The organism is Allobosea sp. P5_A5 (genome assembly GCF_056400625.1).
Genome location: NZ_JBFUKY010000010.1, coordinates 171,880 through 188,727 on the forward strand (window position 1 = coordinate 171,880; position 16,848 = coordinate 188,727).

Here is a 16,848-nt window from a genome sequence, read left to right on the forward strand (position 1 = left end):
CCGCGGCACCATCTCGAGGACGGCTGATCTTTGGCCGGAACGCCGCTCACGGAGCTGAACAGGCCGCTTGGCCAAGGTCGGCCGGGTCGATCCCATCCGCCTGCGCGGCCTTGGGCACGACGGATTGCGACCGCGGCGGCAGCTCTCGTGGGAACGGCCTTGCTTGGCGTCGTGCTCGTCGTCGCCATTCGGCGCGATCCCGACGGCGGTGAACCGATCGCCACCGCCAAAATCGAAAAACGGGCGGCTCCGCCGGTTGCTGTATCCGGGACCCCCGCCACCGCAAGCGCCGATACCCCCAACAAGGGTGCGGCCAGCGCCGACCAGCTCGAAGCCAGCGCGGGCGTGACCGTTTACCGGCCGGATGCGTCAGCCCCCGGCGCGATCGTCATCACGGTTCCCGACGATGCCGGCACCATCAAGCTCGCGACAGCGCCGGACAACCGCCTCATCGAGCGCTCGCGCTACGGCCTGCTGCCCAGGATCGCCCCCGACGGCACCACTCCGGCCAAATATTACGCCCGGCCGCTCGGTCCCGAGCCCGGCACCAAGCCACTCGGCCGCATCGCACTAATCGTCGGCGGTCTCGGCATCAGCCAGACAGGCACGGCAGACGCGATCGCCAAGCTGCCGCCGCAGGTCTCGCTGGCCTTCGCGCCCTATGGTTCCGAGCTCGAACGCACGGTCCAGCGCGCCCGCACCGAGGGCCACGAGGTCTTTCTGCAGCTGCCGATGGAGCCTTTCGACTATCCCGACAACGACCCCGGCCCACATACGCTGCTGACCGGCGCCAAAGCCGCCGACAATCCCGATCGGCTGTCCTGGGCGCTTGGCCGCTTCACCGGCTATGTTGGCATCATCAATTTCCTCGGAGGTCGTTTCACCGCGGACGACACCGCCCTGTCGCCGATCCTGCGCGATCTTGCCGGCCGCGGCCTGATGGTCGTCGACGACGGCTCCTCCGCCCGCAGCCAACTCGCCACTGCGGCGACACGCGCCCAGATTCCCGCGCTGAAGGTCGATCGCACGATCGATGGCGTTGCCCAGGCCGCCGCCATCGACAAGGAATTGGCGGGGTTGGAGGCGCTGGCGCAGGAGCGCGGGATTGCGGTGGCGGCGGCGACCGCCCTGCCCGTCTCGCTGGAGCGCCTCGCACGCTGGGCTCAGTCGCTCGAGGCGAAGCGGATCCAGCTCGTCCCGCTTAGCGCCGCCGGCGGCTTCCGAAACCCGAAGACGACCGGATCGCTGCGATGACCGACGCTGCCCCCGAAGGTTATCGCCCCTGCGTTGGGCTGGCCCTGTTCAATGCCGAAGGCCTCGTCTTCGTTGGCCGCCGCGCCGACAAGACGAAGCGTGAGCATGTCGCGCCGGGCCATGCCTGGCAGATGCCACAGGGTGGTATCGACGAAGGTGAGACGCCGTTGGAAGCCGCGCGCCGCGAACTGCGCGAGGAGACCAGCGTCACTTCGGTCGAGCTGCTGGCCGAGGCGCCGGGCTGGCTGAGCTACGATCTGCCCGTGGATATCGGCAAGGAGGCCTGGAAGGGCCGCTGGCGCGGGCAGGCGCAGCGCTGGTTCGCCTTCCGCTTCACCGGCCCCGACGACGAGATCGACGTGCTAGCACCGACCGGCGGCCACAAGGCGGAGTTCGATGCCTGGCGCTGGGCCAGGCTCGATGAAACCCCGGAGCTGATCATCCCGTTCAAGCAGGGCGTCTACCGCGAGGTGGTGCGTCACTTCGCGCCCTTCGCGGCGAAAGAGCGCTGAAGGCCGCCAACAGATCTTCCAGCGCGGTCCCCGTGGAGGAAGCTGGCGTCCCGGAAGGACGCACAACCCCAGCCTGACCTAGCATTACCTAGCCCGCTTACACTGTACGATTCCAGTGTGTTGCGGGTCTTCCTATCTGGCTCAGCCCGTTTCAGCCTGTTATGATCCGCTGCATTCGTTGGGGTGAGAGTTGGGGTAGGAAATGGCCCGAGAGGTCAAGAAGCTTTCAGCTAGGACCGTCACGACGCTGACGAAGCCCGGCCGGCATGGGGACGGCGACGGGCTTTATCTCGTGATCGACGCCAGCGGAGCGCGCCGCTGGCTGTTCCTGTTTCGCTGGCAGGGCAAGCTGAAGGAAATGGGGCTAGGCGGCGTTTCAACCGTCTCGCTTGCCGAGGCACGCGAGAAAGCCGCCGCCGCGCGCAAGCAGGTGAAAGACGGAATCAATCCGATTGAAGCCAGGCGCGCGGCCGAGGCCGAAGGCGAGAAGCGCCAGACCTTTGGCGCGTTCGCAGACGACATGCTGAAATCGATCCTGCCCGGCTTCAAGAATGTCCGGCACCAAGCGCAGTGGAAGCGCGCGTTGGAGCACTACGCAAAACCGATCCGTGACAAGTGGCTGGACGATATCGGCACGGACGACATTCTGCGCGTCATTCAACCGATCTGGCAGACGAAGCAGGAAACCGCGTCGCGGGTGCGTGGCCGGATCGAGCGTGTCCTAGATGCGGCGAGAGCTAAGGGTAAGCGCACCGGCGAAAACCCGGCGCGCTGGCGCGGCCATCTGCGCGAGCTGCTTTCCCAGCGGCGCAAGCTCTCGCGGGGGCATCATGCGTCAATGCCCTATGCTGATGTCCCCAACTTCATAGTCGCGCTGCGGGAGCGCGATGCGACTGCGGCGAAGGCGCTGGAGTTTCTTATCCTGACGGCCAGCCGCTCGAACGAGACGCTTGGCGCCGAATGGGCAGAGATCGACATAGCCCACAAGGTTTGGACGGTTCCTGCCAAGCGGATGAAGAGCGGCAAATTACACCGTATCCCCCTGTCCGCTCGCGCCATCGCGCTGCTGGAGGATCTGAAGGCGGCGCGCGTGAACGACTACGTTTTCCCCGGCCAGCGCGACAAGCGCCCGCTTTCTGGCATGGCGTTGCAAATGCTGATGCGCCGTATGGAGGTAGATGACTTCACGCCTCACGGCTTCCGCAGTTCCTTCCGCGATTGGGCCGGGGAATCCACGTCCTTTGCCCGAGAGGTGGCGGAGGCCGCTTTGGCGCACACGGTAGGAGACGAAGCCGAGCAGGCCTATCGCCGGGGCGACGCGCTGGAGAAGCGCCGCAAACTGATGGACGCCTGGGCGCGGTTCATTGGGGCTCCGAAGCCGAAAGCCAACAACGTCACGCCTATCCGCACGAAAGCGGCAGGATAGGTATCAAGACGGGCGGGGATAGGCCGGCCAGCCGACAAGCCGAGACGCACCACTCGGTTTCCCCGTCCTGGCCATCGGTGCGTCGCGGGGTGCGACGTGACTTCGAAACCGTTTTTCATTCCCAGGCATCGGTTCTGGTCAGAGTCCGACCTTTGGCCGCGCACACCTGAGCGATTAGTGTTTTTAGCTCCAGCGATGCTGCTAGCGAGCAAGCATATCCTTGGCGAAAATCATCAGGGAAACGAGATGAAGACAGAGCAGGTGCCTGACCTGGCGCCGTCGCCGCTGTTAGCACCTGCTGAAGATATTTCCTATGCCGTTGGCGTCTTGGATCATTTCAAGCCCCAGTGGCGTGAACGGCAGCCAACCGAAGCGCCGCCCCGACAGCAGATGCTTGGCCTTGGTGGAATTGCGCTACTTGGACAAACCGCTCCACTTCCTGAAATTTCAGACGAGGATTGGGCGTTTGCTCGACAGGAAATCCGAAAAGCGCAGTCGGAACGCTCGCCGGCCATACAACGTCGCGCCGAAGTGGTCGAATGGTTCGCGAGGATGATCCATGATCGAGGCTCAATTCGCTTGTTCGCGGTGCCGATCGGCGGCGGCCCTGTCAGTTCCGCCGCGCCCGCGTTCTGGAATGCCAAGCTGTCCGAGTTGGACCATATTCTACGAAACTGCTGCGCAAACTGGCACAACCCCTTGGACTCCAAAGCGCCGCCAGAGGTCTACCTGTTCCTGCACCAAGAGGATTTCATCAACGCACTCGTTGGCCCGGAAAACCCTGCCGCTTCCGCATCGGAAAATGCCGCCCTCGCCGTCTCATCTGAGAGAAAAAGCGCAGCGCCGGTTTTCGAGGAGGAACAACGCGACCCGCAGCCTCGTGAAGACAATCAGCGGTTCAAATCGCGGGATGGAAAACATCTGACGGAACTTCGAGATTTGACCGCTCAAATCCTTATCGCAGAATTTGGGGCCACCGGCGGGAAGGGACGCGCCGCTAGCCTCCGCATCAACGCGGTGTCGAGTTGGTTTACAGGCAACCGTAAGACCAAGACACACAACGTCAACGAGCCGAGCGACATCAGACGCCTGATCAAGCACCTCGACGAAACTTTTTTCGGCGATAACTAGTTGTATTCGTTCACGGATTTTAGGCGCGCCGCAGTCGCCTATTCTGCCGATTTTGCCTGCGTTGCCGCGCCGATTTTGCCGAAGCGAACTAACCCTGCGCTAGACCTAGCCATTCCCGGCAAGGAGCGCAGGAGGCAACGATGGCAACCCATCTCTATGAAGCTCCGCCCCTCGCCTATGACATTAAGGGGCTCATCAAGGCGTCCGGCTGGAGCCGGTTCAAGATTCAGGAAGACATCGCCGCCGGCAAGCTGAAGGCCCGCAAGTCCGCCGGCAAGCTCTTCGTTTTGCACGATGACGCGATGGAATGGCTTCGTGCCTTCCCTGTCCGCGAGCCCTCCAAGCAGGAGGCCGCGTAGCATCATGCGCCTGGAAACACTGAACCCCACGGCGCCGGGCAAGGCGTCCATGGGGTCCGGGAATTTGATCAGCTCGGCAGCGATCGATTTCCATCCTACCACGACGGCACTGGCGCTCAAGCGCATTCTCAACCGAGTTGCCGTCTCCCCGAGCGTTGCGCTCGTCATCGCCGATCATGCCGGCCTTCTCAGGGAGGCTCGCTGACATGGCAAACCTCAAAAGCATCACCATCGCCGTCGAAGGAGACCCGACGCCGCGCACCTTCAAGGGCCGCGACGCCTGGGCCTTGGACAACCTCATCACGGCCGGTGCGCGCGGATGCACGCCGATTGAGCATCCCGGCCCACGCTGGAGTCATTACGTCTTCAAACTCCGCCGTGGCGGCGTCGGCGTCGTGACCCATGATGAGAAGCACGGCGGCCCGTACGCAGGCAGCCATGCAAGATACGTCCTGACCGTGCCCGTTACTGTTATCGAGCGGAGGCCGGCGTGAGCGGTGAGCTGTACCTGATGGACGATGAGCGCGGGTGGTTCGTCATCCTCGAAAGCCGGCGCGGTGATAGCTCGGGCATTGATGGTCCTTATGCCTCGCGCATGAGCGCCGTGTTCGCGGGCCGGGGTATGGCTGTGCGGCTCGATGCCGACTTCGCAGAGGGGGAGGCCGGGAAAGTCCTGGCCTTCGCCACCGAAAGCGAGGGAGGCGCGGAATGATGTCGCTCAATCACATCGCGAAGGCGCTGGGCGGCGTCGTCACCAGCGGGCAGGTTATGGCGCCCGGACCTGGCCATCGTCCTCACGACCGCAGCATGGCCGTGAAGATTGGCGAGAGCGGTAACCTCATCGTTCATAGCCATGCCGGCGACGACGCGATGACCTGCAAGGCGTATGTCGAGCAAAAACTTGGCATCGTCTGGGAGCCGGGGCGTGGTGAGGCTGACGGAGCCGCGCGAGCCATCGACCGCATGCAGGCCCGCGCCAGCAAGGCGAACGGTCAGACCAACGGCAACGGGCCGGAAACTCAGCCCGTCGACAACCGGCAGGCTTACGCTCTCAGGCTCTGGGCGGAAGCGGTCGACCCGCGCGGGACCATCGTGGAAACCTATCTGGCCTCGCGCCGGCTAGACCTTCCCGATGCCGTCGCTATGTCCACGATCCGCTTTCATCCGGCCTGTTCATTCGGGCAGGGCACTCGTCTCCCCTGCATGGTTGCAGCGATGCGCTCCATCGAGACGGGCGCCGTCGTCGCGATCCACCGCACGGCGCTGTCGGAAGATGGCCGCAAGATCGACCGCAAGATGCTGGGGCCGGCTGACGGCGCCGCCATCATGCTTGGCGAACTGGACGCTGAGCGGGGAGCCCTTACCATTGGCGAGGGTATCGAAAGCGCTCTTTCTGGCCTTGCGATGGGCTATGCCCCCGCATGGGCGATGGGAACGGCGGGCGCCATCGGCAAGCTGCCGGTCCTGCATGGCGTCGACAGCCTCACCATCCTGGGCGAACACGACGGCGGCGCCAGCTCGAAAGCCATTCGGCAAGTCGGATGCGCCTGGCGCGAAGCAGAACGGGAAGTCTTCATCGCCATGCCCAAGCCCGGCATGGGGAAGGACGCGAACGACGCCTGGCAGGCCCGAGAGAGCGACCATGCCGACGTGCTGAACGTGCGCGAATTCGGAGAGACCAATCCAGATTTGGATGCATCGATTGAAGCCGGGATTTCCGGCATCAAAGCCACGCCCTTCATCCTGATGGACCCCAGCACCATCCCGACGCGCAAATGGCTCTATGGCCGCCACTACGTTCGCCGCTTCGTAAGCACGACGGTTGCGCCGGGCGGCCTCGGAAAGTCTTCCCTGTCCATTGTAGAGGCGCTTTCCATGGTAACGGCGCGCGACCTGCTAGGCGTGAAGGTCCGCGACCCGCTCCGGGTGTGGCTCTGGAATGGCGAAGATCCGCGCGATGAGCTGGACCGACGCATTGCGGCTGCCTGCCTGCACTATGGCGTGACAGCCGATGAGGTCAGCGGCCTTTATGTCGACAGCGGGCGCGATCTGCCCATCCGCATCGTCGAGATGGTGACAGGCGGAAAGGTCAGCGTAGCGGTTCCGACCGTCGAGGGGGTTGAGGCGGCAATCCGAGAGAGCCGGATTGATCTACTCGTCATCGACCCCTTTGTGGCCTCCCATGGCGTACCTGAGAACGACAACGGCGCGATTGACCGGGTGGCGAAGACCTGGGCGGGCATTGCCGAGCGGTGCAACTGCGCGATTGAACTGGTGCACCACGTCCGGAAAGCAGCAAGCGGGCCTGATGGCTATGCGGTCGAAGATGCGCGCGGCGGCTCATCTTTGATCGGCGCCGTTCGCAGCGCCCGCGTCCTCAATGGCATGTCGAAAGAGGAAGCTGAGCGAGCTGGGGTCGAGCCTGAAAAGCGCCGCCTTCACTTCCGGGTGGATGACGGCAAGGCCAACATGGCGCCCCCGATGGAAAGCGCGACTTGGTATCGGATGGATAGCGTAGATCTGGGCAATGGGCGCGGGCTCGAGCCGAGCGACAATGTCGGCGTTGCCACGGGCTGGGAGATGCCCGGCGTTTTGGACAGCGTGACGGCTGCCCACTGCGAACGTGTCATCGCTATGGTCCGCGCCGATCCTGACTACCGGACTGACAGCCAAGCGGCCCATTGGATTGGGAAGGCCATTGCCGACGTGCTCGGGCTCGATATCGAGAGCAAAGGCGGGAAAGACCAAGCCAAGCGCGTGCTCAAAATCTGGCTCGACAACGGAGTCCTAGCCAAGGAACGCCGCCCCGACCGACACCGCGATTTGCGCGAGTTTGTCATCGTCGGACCAGAGGGAAAATGAGCCGTTGCCGCACCTTCAAACGTGCGGCGCGGCAAGGTGCGGCAACCACGGCAAAAACTGCCGCGCCGCACCCTCCCTTATAGGGGGTGCGGGCGCGGCAAGTGCGGCGGCTTTTCAGGGTGCGGCAACGCGAGATGGAAAGGACATCGGAATGACGATCGAACCGGACTTCAAGAACCCGAACCGCGAGCCGGTCATATCCCTGATCGACCTTGCGAGACTGGACGATACCGAGATCGAGGAAGGTTATCGCGACGGTGCGGAAGGCACGCCCTGCGGCGACAATCGCTCGCGGTCCTACTGGCATGGCTGGCGTAATGGCGCCCGTGATGGCGGCCACCGTCCGAAGGGCGGCGACATGTGGGATTCGCTTTTCGTCCGCACCGTGGCCCCAGGCGGTAACATCAGCACCCTGCGCCAGCGCGTGGAGGAGTGCAGGGACGTGCTTCGCAAGACGGGCGAGCTGGCTTAGGTTGGGCAGGTCAAAGCGGAGATGCCTATGGCTGAAACCCGGATTGATCTTGCTATCGAGGCTGGCGCAAAGGCGATGCACGAGAGCGCCCGTGAGAAGCGACAGTTCACATGGGAGCAATCGTCGGAAGAATGGCGTCGCGATCTGAGGGCTTTCGTCAGGCCGATCGTCGAAGCAGCGCTTGACTCGTCTGATGCGTTTTTGGCTGCTGCGGCGAGTGCAAAGCCTCCATCAGACGCTAGATAGCCTCTAGGTGTCTCAGGCGTGGCCGCTGGCGGCCCTTCTAGGAGTGCTAGCTAGGGTAGTAGCGGGCAATTAGCTAGCTGCCCCCTATGAATCCGAGAATGCTTTCGGCAAGTCCGCCGACGAATCGCTGTTACGTTGCTCGCTGCAGGCCGCAGATGCTAAGCCTCTGCCAAGCCTTCGGTAACGAAAGATGATCCGCGTCATGCAATCGCGCGCGAGCAATGCGCTGATCGGCCTTTTTACACTGGCCACAGTCGCCGGGCTTTTCGGCTTAGCTTTGTGGTTCGGCAGTGGCACAGCAGAGACAGTCGCCGCTCGCCTGGTTTTCAATAGCGATGTTACCGGCCTCGGCCGGGGCTCCAGTGTCCTATTCAATGGCCTCAGGGTTGGAGAGGTTACGCAGCTTGAGATCGAGCCGACCAATCCGCGTCAAATCAATGCTACCATTAAGATCAATCGCTCAACGCCCCTGCGGGCCGATACGACCGCAAGACTCGAAGGTCAGGGTTTGGCGGGCGTGGTTGCGGTCCAGCTTCGGGGCGGCTCCGCCAATGCGGCGCCATTGCTCGCAGCCGCCGGTCAACCGCTGCCATCCATCGTCGCCGAGCCCTCCGAGGATATCCTCAAGAGGGTGGGATCGATCGCCAAGAGCATGGACGCGGCGATGGTTCAGATAGAGGGTGCGATTAACCGAAATGCCGGCCCTGTATCAGACTCGATAGCGGAAGCGGATCGGTCCACCGGCGGATTAGCCGCGAATATTCAAAGCCTCGAAAAGCTGATGAAAGGCGTAGGGAGCGCCGCCGATTTCATTGGCCCGCTACCTGAAAAGCTCCAGGCTTTCAACGACGGCGTGCTGGACAGCATTCGCTCGCTCGATCCTAAGCGTGTGGTTCGAATGATTGATGATGCTGATACGTCCACAGCCGGTCTGGCTGCGCAGGCACCCGAGTTCAACGCCACGATGAGCCGGGTCGCCTTGGCGACCGCAAAGCTCAACAGCTCGGCAGATCGGTTCGATGATATCCTCGCAGGGGCAAAGAACTATCTTGCAGGGCCTAACGGCGAGAACGGTCGGAAACTGCTCGATGACGTGAGCAATTACGCACGGTACCTGCGCGACCTTGCGGACTCTTTGGATACGCGTTCGGCGGCGCTGACAGTCGATATCGTTCGCGCCACGAGCGACGGATCGCGAAACATCAACAATTTTACGGGCGGCGCTCAGATCTGGCTATCGCGCTTTATCCGCCCCTTGCAGGGATGGAACGAGAATCCGCAGGGTTTAATGAGGGGCAAGCGCGACGCGCTCCCTCGGTACAACGGCCAGCGATAGTTACGAAAAGCCGTCGAGCGGCCGGCCTTGACGCCCTCGGCCGCTCAGAAGTAGAGGGGCGCTTTTGAAGCCAGGACCTATAGCCCGCGTCTACGACCGACGCCCCTTCACGCCCGCCATGCTCGCGGAGCGCTGGCACTGTTCGGAGCGCCATATCCGCAACCTGATTGCAGCAGGCGATCTGAAAGCATTTAAAGTCGGCGGCAAGCTTATGCGAATTTCGGTCGATGTCATCGAAGAGTTGGAACGCCGCGACGACTGTCATTCGACTGGGGAGGATTAGTTGGCGGTCTCGATCCGGCACCTTGCTTTCACCATCGCGGCTTCAATCGCGCTGGTTCCGGTGTGCCTGTCGGCAGCCGCCGCTCTGAGCTAAGTTTTCGGGCTGGCGAGGTCGTGGCCATTGACGGGGACACGCTCCGTATCGGCTCCCAGCGCATTCGGCTCTCCGCGATGGACGCGCCCGAGCTGAGTCAAACATGCCGGGCTAATAATGGGCGAATGACCTTATGCGGTCGCGACGCCCGAGACGCGCTCGGCCGGCTGGTGCGCGGCGGCGGGATCTGCACCGTTGAAACCCATGACCGCTATGGGCGAGAGGTTGCCACCTGCATAACAAAGGCGAGAACCGATGTCGGGCGCGAGATGATCCGCCTAGGCTGGGCGGTGCCTTACTGGCGATATGGCGGAGCCCGCTACTCCCAAGCCTATGACGAGGCTCTGACTGCCAATGCCGGGATGAATGCGGGCGCCTTCATCGAGCCCGAGCGCTGGAGGCGAGGCGAGCGGTGGTAAGGCTTAAGCCATCCCAGCTCGAAAATTGCGGCTGAGTCTTCATGTCGCCGTCTGCGGCTGGTTAAGCATCGACGATCAGTGAGCAGGCGGCCAGCCGATCCGCCGATCGAAGTCGGTATGCCACAACAACTCCGGCGCTGGATTTCGCTCGGGCAACGACACCAGCACGACCTGCAAGCCCGCGATTCGCGCCAGCTTCATCGCCGGAATGCAGTCGGTATCGCCCGAGATGAGGATGATCCGATCGGCGGCCTTGCTAGCGGAGAAAGTAGCTATATCTAGCCCGATGCGCATGTCGACGCCCTTCTGTTCGAAGTCAGGCGAGAAATCGTCGTCGGTCAGTGGTTTCTCTCCGGTGGGCGTGCGCTTTGGCTTGAACCCGCGAAATTTCAGCACACCGCGTCGGACCGCAAACAGGTTCTTCGCCGCCAGCTCCTTGAGCCAATGATCTGAACCCTCGAAATGGCGATACTCGCCTGAGATCGGCTGCTTGGCTTTTCCGTTATACGGAGCGCAATCGTAATACAGAACGCGCAGCAGCCGCTCGTCGCCCTCGACGCAAGAGTGAGCCACCTTCTCGATGAAGTCGGGATTGTACGTGTGCTTGGCCCTGCGGGCCAGCACACGCAGATGACCGCCGTCGATCAGAACAACCGATCGTGTCATAAAGAGAAACCCCCGAAGGCTGTGACGCCGTCGGGGGTTTCCAGATAGGTGCCCGCCTACGGGCGTAGCGGATATGAGCCATACTTGGTGATGACTCGGGTGGATTGTCAACGCAATTAATTGACAATCCGTTCCGCGGAATGACGCGGTATGCCTTCGCGAAAATCCGAAGCCAACTTGCTCTGACGCGGACGAGCGCGAGCTTTGCCCCGGCGGGGGGCGACGCGCTATTCTGCCAACGAGCTTTCAATTGCCCTCAAAGTGCCTTGCTGCCAGATCGAGAAGAACTGCATTTTGATCTCTTGATCAGACCTGGATTGCGAGATCAGGCCCGCCCTGTAGAGCTGATCAGGAAGATCGGCGGTCGAGGAATAGCAACGCAGGGAATGCACCCACGCTAGGGCTTCAACGCGTCCGCCTTTGGCTAGTGCCGGGATAAGCGAACGATAGACATCTACGCAGAAATCGACCGTATCGGCCGCCATGTATAGCGAACCCTCTTTCCGATTCAGCGCGGCAGTCAGGCGAAGGGGGTCGCTCGTCGACAGCTCTTGCCTGATCCATTCCAACTCTTTCGGAGGAAGACGGGGTATGCGTTCGGAGACTGCTTTCCAGTAGTCCAACAGGCCAACGGCGAACTCTCTGCGTGCTTCGGGCGACTTTGGCGCACTCGACCAAAATCCCGACGGCATCGCCTTACGCTGAAGCTCCATGGTGGCCGCGAAGACAGGCATCGCGGCCACTGCGAGGGCTAGTGCGCATACGCTCGCTAAAGATGATGAGCATCGTCCCGACATTCAGCTCCTCCAAGCCGTGGGATGGAGGCACGGCAACAGAACTTGATCAAGCGGAGCCTGAGGCTCAACCATCGCCGCCGTCTCGCGCATCTGAGAAATCAGGGCTGAGAGCATGCGGCGGCTGGCGATGGCCTCGGCGGTATAGCGGCCGTGCTTCAAGGCGTTCCGGTTACCCTTTGGCGCGCCGGGGTTGGTTCCGCCGTGCATGCGGCATCGCCCGTTCGGCATGGCTGGGGATTGGCAGGACAATCCCGCCCGCGTCCTGGCGCAGCATCGCGGGCTCAAGCGCAATCGCATCGTGTCCATGGGATTGATCCTCTGTTTCCGAAACACCCCCACCCCCCGGTTGGCCGCCGTTGAACTCGCCGAACGCGGCTTTCCCGCCGTCATAGACGTGGACGTGCTTCACCGTGACCTTCTGCTGTGTGGTCTTGCCGCGATGTCGACTCAGCGCTTCCGTCAGTGTCGCGAAGGTGCGGGAGAGCTTGTTCGCCTGGTTCAGGTTCTGGTCGCGAGCCTGCATCGGCTGCGTCGGAATCATCGCCCGGCGGTAGCATTCCATCGCAGCGTTGTGGGCCGCGAAGAGCTGCGCCGCCATCATGCCCTCTAGCTCATCCTTGAGGTGCTGCCGCATCAAGAACGCGTATGCGGCGTTGGCCTGCTGTCCTCGCGTCTCGGGCGTGCGGCCGGGGTCGTTGGCGTTGCCTAGCCAGATTGACCCTATAGCCTGATCGGCGAGGACGTTGTTCCAGTCGTCCGAGGTCGAGCCCCCGAGCCGGCTGAAATTGCCGCTCCAATCCGGCGGAACCACGGCGCTGCGCTTGACCTTCCTGCCCGCTTCGCCGGAAACCGGCGTAACTTGCGCCAGTTTCTTGTCAGCCTTGGGGTCTGCCTTCGCGACGGCCTTGCTCATGATCCGACTGCCTCTTGAGAATTGGCCCCAGACAGGGCACTTTTAGGTTGCGGTTTCGGAAGCGCTACACGGTGGGTCGACTGACACGCGGGTTTCATAGGCTGGGCATTGTGGTCGCCGTGCCGTTAGTGCTGGCAGCCTGCATCGGCGTCGTCTTCAGCATGTCCCAACCGCAGAATTTCATGGAAAGCGCTGGGGGCTTCTTCGCCGTCGCCGCAGTAGCTGTTGCCGCCGTTTGGTATGTGGCCTGCCGAGCCCTCGCATGGATCGTCAACGGTTTCCGCGAGCAAGCCTGAGTGCGTAGCGCTGCCGCGTCTCTGTTCGGTGGGTTGCTGATCGCCTGCGGTCCTTACCCTTGGTCATTTCTGCTGGTCCTGGTCTGCGGCGGCTGGCAGATATGGCGCACCACCCCGCGCCCCGACCGATACATTCAATGGCCCCGAATTTGAGGTGAGGCCGCTGAGCTGGCCGGCTTCGTCCGCGACGCTGCCGAGGAAGCGCATGACGGTCGGGCTCTTCGTTGCCATCTTCGTCAAGGTCTGGAGCTGAGCGGGATCGCCGCTGGCCAGCATCTCGCCTATCTTCTTCGACAAGACTTCATTGATCTTCGCGTTGCCGCTCTTGAACGCTTGCCGAGCTGCGATGCCCGCCATGGCGCCTAGACCAGCGCTATGCATGTCGCCGCCCTGGTAGAGCCCCATCCCGCCGCCAAGGCCGCCGGCGGCGCTCACCTCGACAAGCTGGCGGATCGTGGTCGAGTTGCCGAGGGCGTTCTGAAGCTTGAGCATCGCTGTCTCGACACCTAGGGCGGCCTCAAGCTGCGTAGCCTGGCTTTTGCCTACGGCAATCTCGACACGCTCCCGAGCGGCCGGGCTGCCGAAGATGGCCTTGACGATGTCGCGCCCGTCGCCGGTCTCCCGAATCTTGGCGATAAGGTCCGAACGGAAACCCTCCGCGAACAGCTCGCGCTCTGCCGGCCTCATCGCAGCAAGCGCCTTGCGGGCGTCGATATTGCCCATGCGGGAGGTGACGAACTTCTGCCCGGCCTCCAGCGCGTCCTCTGCCTGGAATGCTCGGAAGGCGCCCGAGCGGGCTTCTGCGAAGGCTGGCGCCTGCTCATCGAGATGGTTCAAGAGCTGCCGGCGCAGGTTGGTGTAGTCCCCGGCTAGATCCTTGTTCCCGGCCCGCGCTGCCTCCCCAGCCTTGCCGCGCAGCTCGCGCGAGACATAATCCCAAAATTGGAGGTTAGGCTTCGCGATCGATCCATCGGCCTGCCTCGCAAGGGTGAGATTGCCGGCGGTGTCGGTCCTGAAGGGATTGCGGATCGGCGGCATGCCCTCCGCGACCGTCTTGTTCGCTCCGGTCTTGATGACCGAGCGGATGGCGTCCTGCACCGCCGGAGCCTGCGCCAACCCCTCCAGGGTCTCGTTCCACATGCCATTGCCGCCCTGCATGTAGGCGCGGGCATAGGCTGGGCGATTGGCTGCACGGGCTGCCGACTGTAGCTCCTCCAGCGTCTTGCCGGCGCTCGACGGGCCGAAGCTACGGAGCAAGTCCGTGATGCGGTCGCCCTGTCCAGCAAAGCGGTCGCTGGTGGCTTCCGTGAGCGCGGCGCGGCCCTCCGGCGACGTGTTCGCTGCGGATCGAGCCAGCGCGCGCGTCGTCTCCCCGCCGACATCGCCGAGGACGGCAGGGGCACCGCCACTCTGCATCTGGGTGAGGCGTGCGGTCGGATCGGTTACGCCGTCGCGAGCTATGGCAGCATTGATGCGCCGGGCCGCTTCCGTCTCGGGCGTGACCGCAGAGCGGAACGGTGTCGCGACCTTGCTAGCAAGTTTCCCGGTGGCACTGGCGAAGGCTTCGGCCCCGCGAATGAAGGCCGGCGCCACTGCTCCGACGCTCGCCCCGATTGCACCTTGCACACCTGCCGAGGTCGCCTTGTCAGTCAACCCGCCATCGCTTTCGACGCCGCCGGTGATGGCGCCATAAAGGCCGCCCGTCAAAGCAGCATTGGCAGTCGTGGAACCCCTCACGCCTTCGCGGACGGCGCTGACGCTGGGCATCAACCCGGCCGTAGCCCCCAGACCGGCAACCTGTCCCGTCATTCGGGAGCCGGGGTTCAGCGCTTCGTCAGCCGCATCCATGGCGCGCTGCCGTGCAAGGTTGTCGCCATAGCGCTCGCTGAAGGTATCGCCCTGGCCGGCACCGAAGGCGGCATCGCCAGCGGCAGCAAGCTTGTTCATGCCAGGCACCCACCCGGCGACGCCGCGAATATAGGCATCCACCCGACCGAGCGGGCTGGCCTTGTCTTGATCGAGGCGCATCCGGACGGCATCCGCAAGATATTCGCCATCGCGGGCCTGCGTCGCATCTTCACGCTGGGAGCGCGGTGCGAAGCCGGTCGGATTGCCGCCACCTGAGCCAGCACCAGCGCCGCCGAACGGATCATAGTCAACCGGCGTGAGCTGCGGCGCAGCGCGTTGGTTCGGCCTGACGTTGACGACGAGCGGCCCCGAGCCGGCGTCCTGCGGCGTCTGAGGCGCGCCACGCTGCGCGACCCCGCCGGAAGAGGCCGGAGCCGGGGCAGCGGCGAAGGGGTCGTAATCGACCGGCGTAAGGTTCGGCTGCGCCATCTCAATCGACCTTCATGTATTTGCCGGGGCGGTTGGGATCTGGGACGTACCAATTCCCATTTGCAGCCTGCCGCGCGCCCTCCATCGGAGGGGCCTGCGGTGAGCGAGGCGCCGGCTGGGGCTGCGCAGCCGGGCGGGGTGGAGCGGGCTGATATTGCTGCTGGTCCTGGCTCTGCTGTGGTGGCGCGGCTTGGCCTCCCATCGCTCGCTTTTCGGGGCTCTTGTAATAGTCGCCGCCGCGAAGTTCGGCAGCGCGCTGCTGATTGAAGGCCATCCGACGTTCAGCAAGTGCGATGGCGCGGTCAAAAACTTTTTGCCGAGAGGCGTCAGACAGACTCGATGAGCCTTGAATGTCGAGCAAGATGGCCCGCTCGCCTTCAGTCGGGTTGCCACCGAAAATCGCCTTGAGCTGTCCTAGAGCGTTGGTCGTGACGAGGTTGTTGAGATCGACCGTGGCTTGCCCTGCCGTGCCGCCGTATCCATCGGGTAGGAATGAGCGAAGATAGCCTTGGGTGGCTGCGCCAGGGCCGCTCAGAGCCTGCTTGGAAATCTCCTTGGCCTTCTTCAAGTTGTCGATGGCGGTCTGAGCTGAAAGCGTCGCGTCGTCGGCCTCCATGACGGCTTTCTTGTCGGTCGCGCTGAGTGGGCCAGCATCCTCGCGCGGCATCTTGCCGGTGAGGATAAAGCCTTGATATCCGGCATCGCCCGGCTTGAGACCGGCCCGAGCTGCAGCAGCCTGGCGGGCCTCGACATCGTCGTCTGCGGTGTTCTTCTTCGCCTTGTCCTTTTCGGCGGCATACTCGGCCGGGTTCTTCGCGGTGGTCCACCCCATGCCCCGCGCGTACATGAACTCTTTCGCGCTATCGGGCATCTTCGATTGCTCAAGCGCGTCCTTCAGGAATATTTCCCCGAGGCCACGGGCATTCGCAGGCAAGTTCGGATTGGCCAGAGCTGATGTCAGCGCGCCGATCTGGCGCTGCTTGTTCTCGATGTCCTTCGTGTAGCGATAGTCTTGCGCTTCCTGCTGATTGGTCGGACGCGGCAGCTCGCTGGTGGGCACCGGGTTTGCCGCCGGCTGTGTCCGCTCGCCGGCCGCCGGTTGAACCTGGGCAGTTGCACCCGAGGTCGCCGGTGAACCGACCGCCGCCGGGCTCATGCCGATGGTCGGAGAGGCGCCGCGAGCCGGAATATCGGCCTGCGGGTTCGGCACCACCATGCCGGCCGGGGGCTGTTGCGGAAGCCGCGAGCCCTTGAAGTTGCCATCGGCCGGCGTCGGCTGGCCCTGGCCGCCGTAGTTCGCCCATGGGCTCATGATGCCGGCGCCGGAAGGGAGCCCACGCCGCGCCTCCTCGCCGGCAACGAGCCCGGCAAGCCCGCCTGCATCATTGCTGTTGGGATTGACCGCCGCGTATTGGCCTCCGAGTGGAACCGGCTGCGGCATCTGCC

Annotated in this window: 20 protein-coding genes; 14 read left to right on the forward strand and 6 right to left on the reverse strand. The window is 63.5% G+C overall.

Features of this window, described 5'->3' with window-relative positions; translation table 11 throughout:
- Window positions 1-159: 159 nt before the first annotated feature.
- The 13 genes from AC1DR6_RS18790 (at window position 160) to AC1DR6_RS18850 (ending at window position 10,393) form a co-directional block, all read left to right on the forward strand.
- Complete coding sequence (locus AC1DR6_RS18790) at window positions 160-1,254, forward strand: divergent polysaccharide deacetylase family protein (protein WP_476830781.1); 1,095 nt, start codon at window positions 160-162, stop codon at window positions 1,252-1,254.
- Window positions 1,251-1,766: an RNA pyrophosphohydrolase gene (locus AC1DR6_RS18795; protein ID WP_476830782.1), complete on the forward strand. Its 516-nt coding sequence runs from the start codon at window positions 1,251-1,253 to the stop codon at window positions 1,764-1,766. Before AC1DR6_RS18790 ends, AC1DR6_RS18795 begins: the two co-directional genes overlap by 4 nt.
- A 202-nt stretch (window positions 1,767-1,968) precedes the next feature.
- Window positions 1,969-3,192, forward strand: coding sequence for a tyrosine-type recombinase/integrase (locus AC1DR6_RS18800; RefSeq protein WP_476830783.1), 1,224 nt, complete (start codon window positions 1,969-1,971; stop codon window positions 3,190-3,192).
- 246 nt (window positions 3,193-3,438) lie between these two features.
- A complete protein-coding gene (locus AC1DR6_RS18805; protein WP_476830784.1) occupies window positions 3,439-4,323 on the forward strand; it encodes a hypothetical protein in 885 nt (294 codons plus the stop codon).
- A 140-nt stretch (window positions 4,324-4,463) separates the two neighbouring features.
- The gene (locus tag AC1DR6_RS18810; RefSeq protein WP_476830785.1) at window positions 4,464-4,682 is read left to right on the forward strand and encodes a hypothetical protein; all 219 of its coding nucleotides are present in this window, start codon (window positions 4,464-4,466) and stop codon (window positions 4,680-4,682) included.
- A gap of 4 nt (window positions 4,683-4,686) precedes the next feature.
- Entirely contained in the window at window positions 4,687-4,887 is a 201-nt protein-coding gene (locus AC1DR6_RS18815; RefSeq protein ID WP_476830786.1) for a hypothetical protein, read from the forward strand.
- Between the two features lies 1 nt (window position 4,888).
- Window positions 4,889-5,176 carry a winged helix domain-containing protein gene (locus tag AC1DR6_RS18820; RefSeq protein ID WP_476830787.1) on the forward strand — a complete coding sequence of 96 codons (288 nt, stop codon included), beginning with the start codon at window positions 4,889-4,891 and terminating at the stop codon, window positions 5,174-5,176.
- On the forward strand, window positions 5,173-5,394 hold the full coding sequence (locus tag AC1DR6_RS18825; protein ID WP_476830788.1) for a hypothetical protein: 222 nt from the start codon (window positions 5,173-5,175) through the stop codon (window positions 5,392-5,394). Before AC1DR6_RS18820 ends, AC1DR6_RS18825 begins: the two co-directional genes overlap by 4 nt.
- A complete protein-coding gene (locus AC1DR6_RS18830; protein WP_476830789.1) occupies window positions 5,391-7,544 on the forward strand; it encodes an AAA family ATPase in 2,154 nt (717 codons plus the stop codon). The genes AC1DR6_RS18825 and AC1DR6_RS18830 overlap by 4 nt, the downstream gene beginning before the upstream one ends.
- A gap of 151 nt (window positions 7,545-7,695) precedes the next feature.
- Window positions 7,696-8,016, forward strand: a complete 321-nt coding sequence (locus tag AC1DR6_RS18835; protein WP_476830790.1) for a hypothetical protein — start codon at window positions 7,696-7,698, stop codon at window positions 8,014-8,016.
- 436 nt (window positions 8,017-8,452) lie between these two features.
- Window positions 8,453-9,598 (forward strand): MlaD family protein, encoded by a 1,146-nt coding sequence (locus AC1DR6_RS18840; protein WP_476830791.1) that lies wholly within the window; start codon window positions 8,453-8,455, stop codon window positions 9,596-9,598.
- Window positions 9,599-9,716: 118 nt separating this feature from the next.
- Entirely contained in the window at window positions 9,717-9,881 is a 165-nt protein-coding gene (locus AC1DR6_RS18845; protein ID WP_476830792.1) for a helix-turn-helix domain-containing protein, read from the forward strand.
- 113 nt (window positions 9,882-9,994) lie between these two features.
- Complete coding sequence (locus AC1DR6_RS18850; protein WP_476830793.1) at window positions 9,995-10,393, forward strand: thermonuclease family protein; 399 nt, start codon at window positions 9,995-9,997, stop codon at window positions 10,391-10,393.
- Between the two features lie 75 nt (window positions 10,394-10,468).
- On the opposite strand, the gene AC1DR6_RS18855 is transcribed toward AC1DR6_RS18850, so the two are convergent.
- The 4 genes from AC1DR6_RS18855 to AC1DR6_RS18870 form a co-directional block, all read right to left on the reverse strand.
- On the reverse strand, window positions 10,469-11,017 hold the full coding sequence (locus AC1DR6_RS18855) for an NYN domain-containing protein (RefSeq protein ID WP_476830794.1): 549 nt from the start codon (window positions 11,015-11,017) through the stop codon (window positions 10,469-10,471).
- A 269-nt stretch (window positions 11,018-11,286) separates the two neighbouring features.
- Window positions 11,287-11,793 carry a hypothetical protein gene (locus AC1DR6_RS18860; protein WP_476830795.1) on the reverse strand — a complete coding sequence of 169 codons (507 nt, stop codon included), beginning with the start codon at window positions 11,791-11,793 and terminating at the stop codon, window positions 11,287-11,289.
- 63 nt (window positions 11,794-11,856) lie between these two features.
- A complete protein-coding gene (locus AC1DR6_RS18865) occupies window positions 11,857-12,084 on the reverse strand; it encodes a hypothetical protein (RefSeq protein ID WP_476830796.1) in 228 nt (75 codons plus the stop codon).
- Complete coding sequence (locus AC1DR6_RS18870) at window positions 12,026-12,769, reverse strand: hypothetical protein (protein ID WP_476830797.1); 744 nt, start codon at window positions 12,767-12,769, stop codon at window positions 12,026-12,028. The genes AC1DR6_RS18865 and AC1DR6_RS18870 overlap by 59 nt, the downstream gene beginning before the upstream one ends.
- A 110-nt stretch (window positions 12,770-12,879) precedes the next feature.
- Here AC1DR6_RS18870 and AC1DR6_RS18875 point away from each other — a divergent pair, with 110 nt between their 5' ends.
- On the forward strand, window positions 12,880-13,065 hold the full coding sequence (locus AC1DR6_RS18875) for a hypothetical protein (protein ID WP_476830798.1): 186 nt from the start codon (window positions 12,880-12,882) through the stop codon (window positions 13,063-13,065).
- Window positions 13,066-13,128: 63 nt separating this feature from the next.
- Here the strand turns inward: AC1DR6_RS18875 and AC1DR6_RS18880 are convergent, their stop codons facing one another.
- Together AC1DR6_RS18880 and AC1DR6_RS18885 are read right to left on the reverse strand one after the other, a co-directional pair.
- Entirely contained in the window at window positions 13,129-15,402 is a 2,274-nt protein-coding gene (locus AC1DR6_RS18880) for a hypothetical protein (RefSeq protein WP_476830799.1), read from the reverse strand.
- Window position 15,403: 1 nt separating this feature from the next.
- On the reverse strand, window positions 15,404-16,558 hold the full coding sequence (locus tag AC1DR6_RS18885; RefSeq protein ID WP_476830800.1) for a hypothetical protein: 1,155 nt from the start codon (window positions 16,556-16,558) through the stop codon (window positions 15,404-15,406).
- Between the last annotated feature and the right edge of the window lie 290 nt (window positions 16,559-16,848).

What these genes read in the sequence shown, in the direction of transcription:
- AC1DR6_RS18870 (WP_476830797.1), bottom strand. Translation starts at nt 12,769, where the DNA reads ATGAGCAAGGCCGTCGCGAAGGCAGACCCCAAGGCTGACAAGAAACTG.
- AC1DR6_RS18820 (WP_476830787.1), top strand. Translation starts at nt 4,889, where the DNA reads ATGGCAAACCTCAAAAGCATCACCATCGCCGTCGAAGGAGACCCGACG.
- AC1DR6_RS18845 (WP_476830792.1), top strand. Translation starts at nt 9,717, where the DNA reads ATGCTCGCGGAGCGCTGGCACTGTTCGGAGCGCCATATCCGCAACCTG.
- AC1DR6_RS18880 (WP_476830799.1), bottom strand. Translation starts at nt 15,402, where the DNA reads ATGGCGCAGCCGAACCTTACGCCGGTCGATTACGACCCCTTCGCCGCT.
- AC1DR6_RS18840 (WP_476830791.1), top strand. Translation starts at nt 8,453, where the DNA reads ATGATCCGCGTCATGCAATCGCGCGCGAGCAATGCGCTGATCGGCCTT.
- AC1DR6_RS18815 (WP_476830786.1), top strand. Translation starts at nt 4,687, where the DNA reads ATGCGCCTGGAAACACTGAACCCCACGGCGCCGGGCAAGGCGTCCATG.
- AC1DR6_RS18860 (WP_476830795.1), bottom strand. Translation starts at nt 11,793, where the DNA reads ATGCCTGTCTTCGCGGCCACCATGGAGCTTCAGCGTAAGGCGATGCCG.
- AC1DR6_RS18885 (WP_476830800.1), bottom strand. Translation starts at nt 16,558, where the DNA reads ATGAGCCCGGCGGCGGTCGGTTCACCGGCGACCTCGGGTGCAACTGCC.
- AC1DR6_RS18865 (WP_476830796.1), bottom strand. Translation starts at nt 12,084, where the DNA reads ATGCCGAACGGGCGATGCCGCATGCACGGCGGAACCAACCCCGGCGCG.
- AC1DR6_RS18830 (WP_476830789.1), top strand. Translation starts at nt 5,391, where the DNA reads ATGATGTCGCTCAATCACATCGCGAAGGCGCTGGGCGGCGTCGTCACC.
- AC1DR6_RS18795 (WP_476830782.1), top strand. Translation starts at nt 1,251, where the DNA reads ATGACCGACGCTGCCCCCGAAGGTTATCGCCCCTGCGTTGGGCTGGCC.
- AC1DR6_RS18835 (WP_476830790.1), top strand. Translation starts at nt 7,696, where the DNA reads ATGACGATCGAACCGGACTTCAAGAACCCGAACCGCGAGCCGGTCATA.
- AC1DR6_RS18800 (WP_476830783.1), top strand. Translation starts at nt 1,969, where the DNA reads ATGGCCCGAGAGGTCAAGAAGCTTTCAGCTAGGACCGTCACGACGCTG.
- AC1DR6_RS18805 (WP_476830784.1), top strand. Translation starts at nt 3,439, where the DNA reads ATGAAGACAGAGCAGGTGCCTGACCTGGCGCCGTCGCCGCTGTTAGCA.
- AC1DR6_RS18810 (WP_476830785.1), top strand. Translation starts at nt 4,464, where the DNA reads ATGGCAACCCATCTCTATGAAGCTCCGCCCCTCGCCTATGACATTAAG.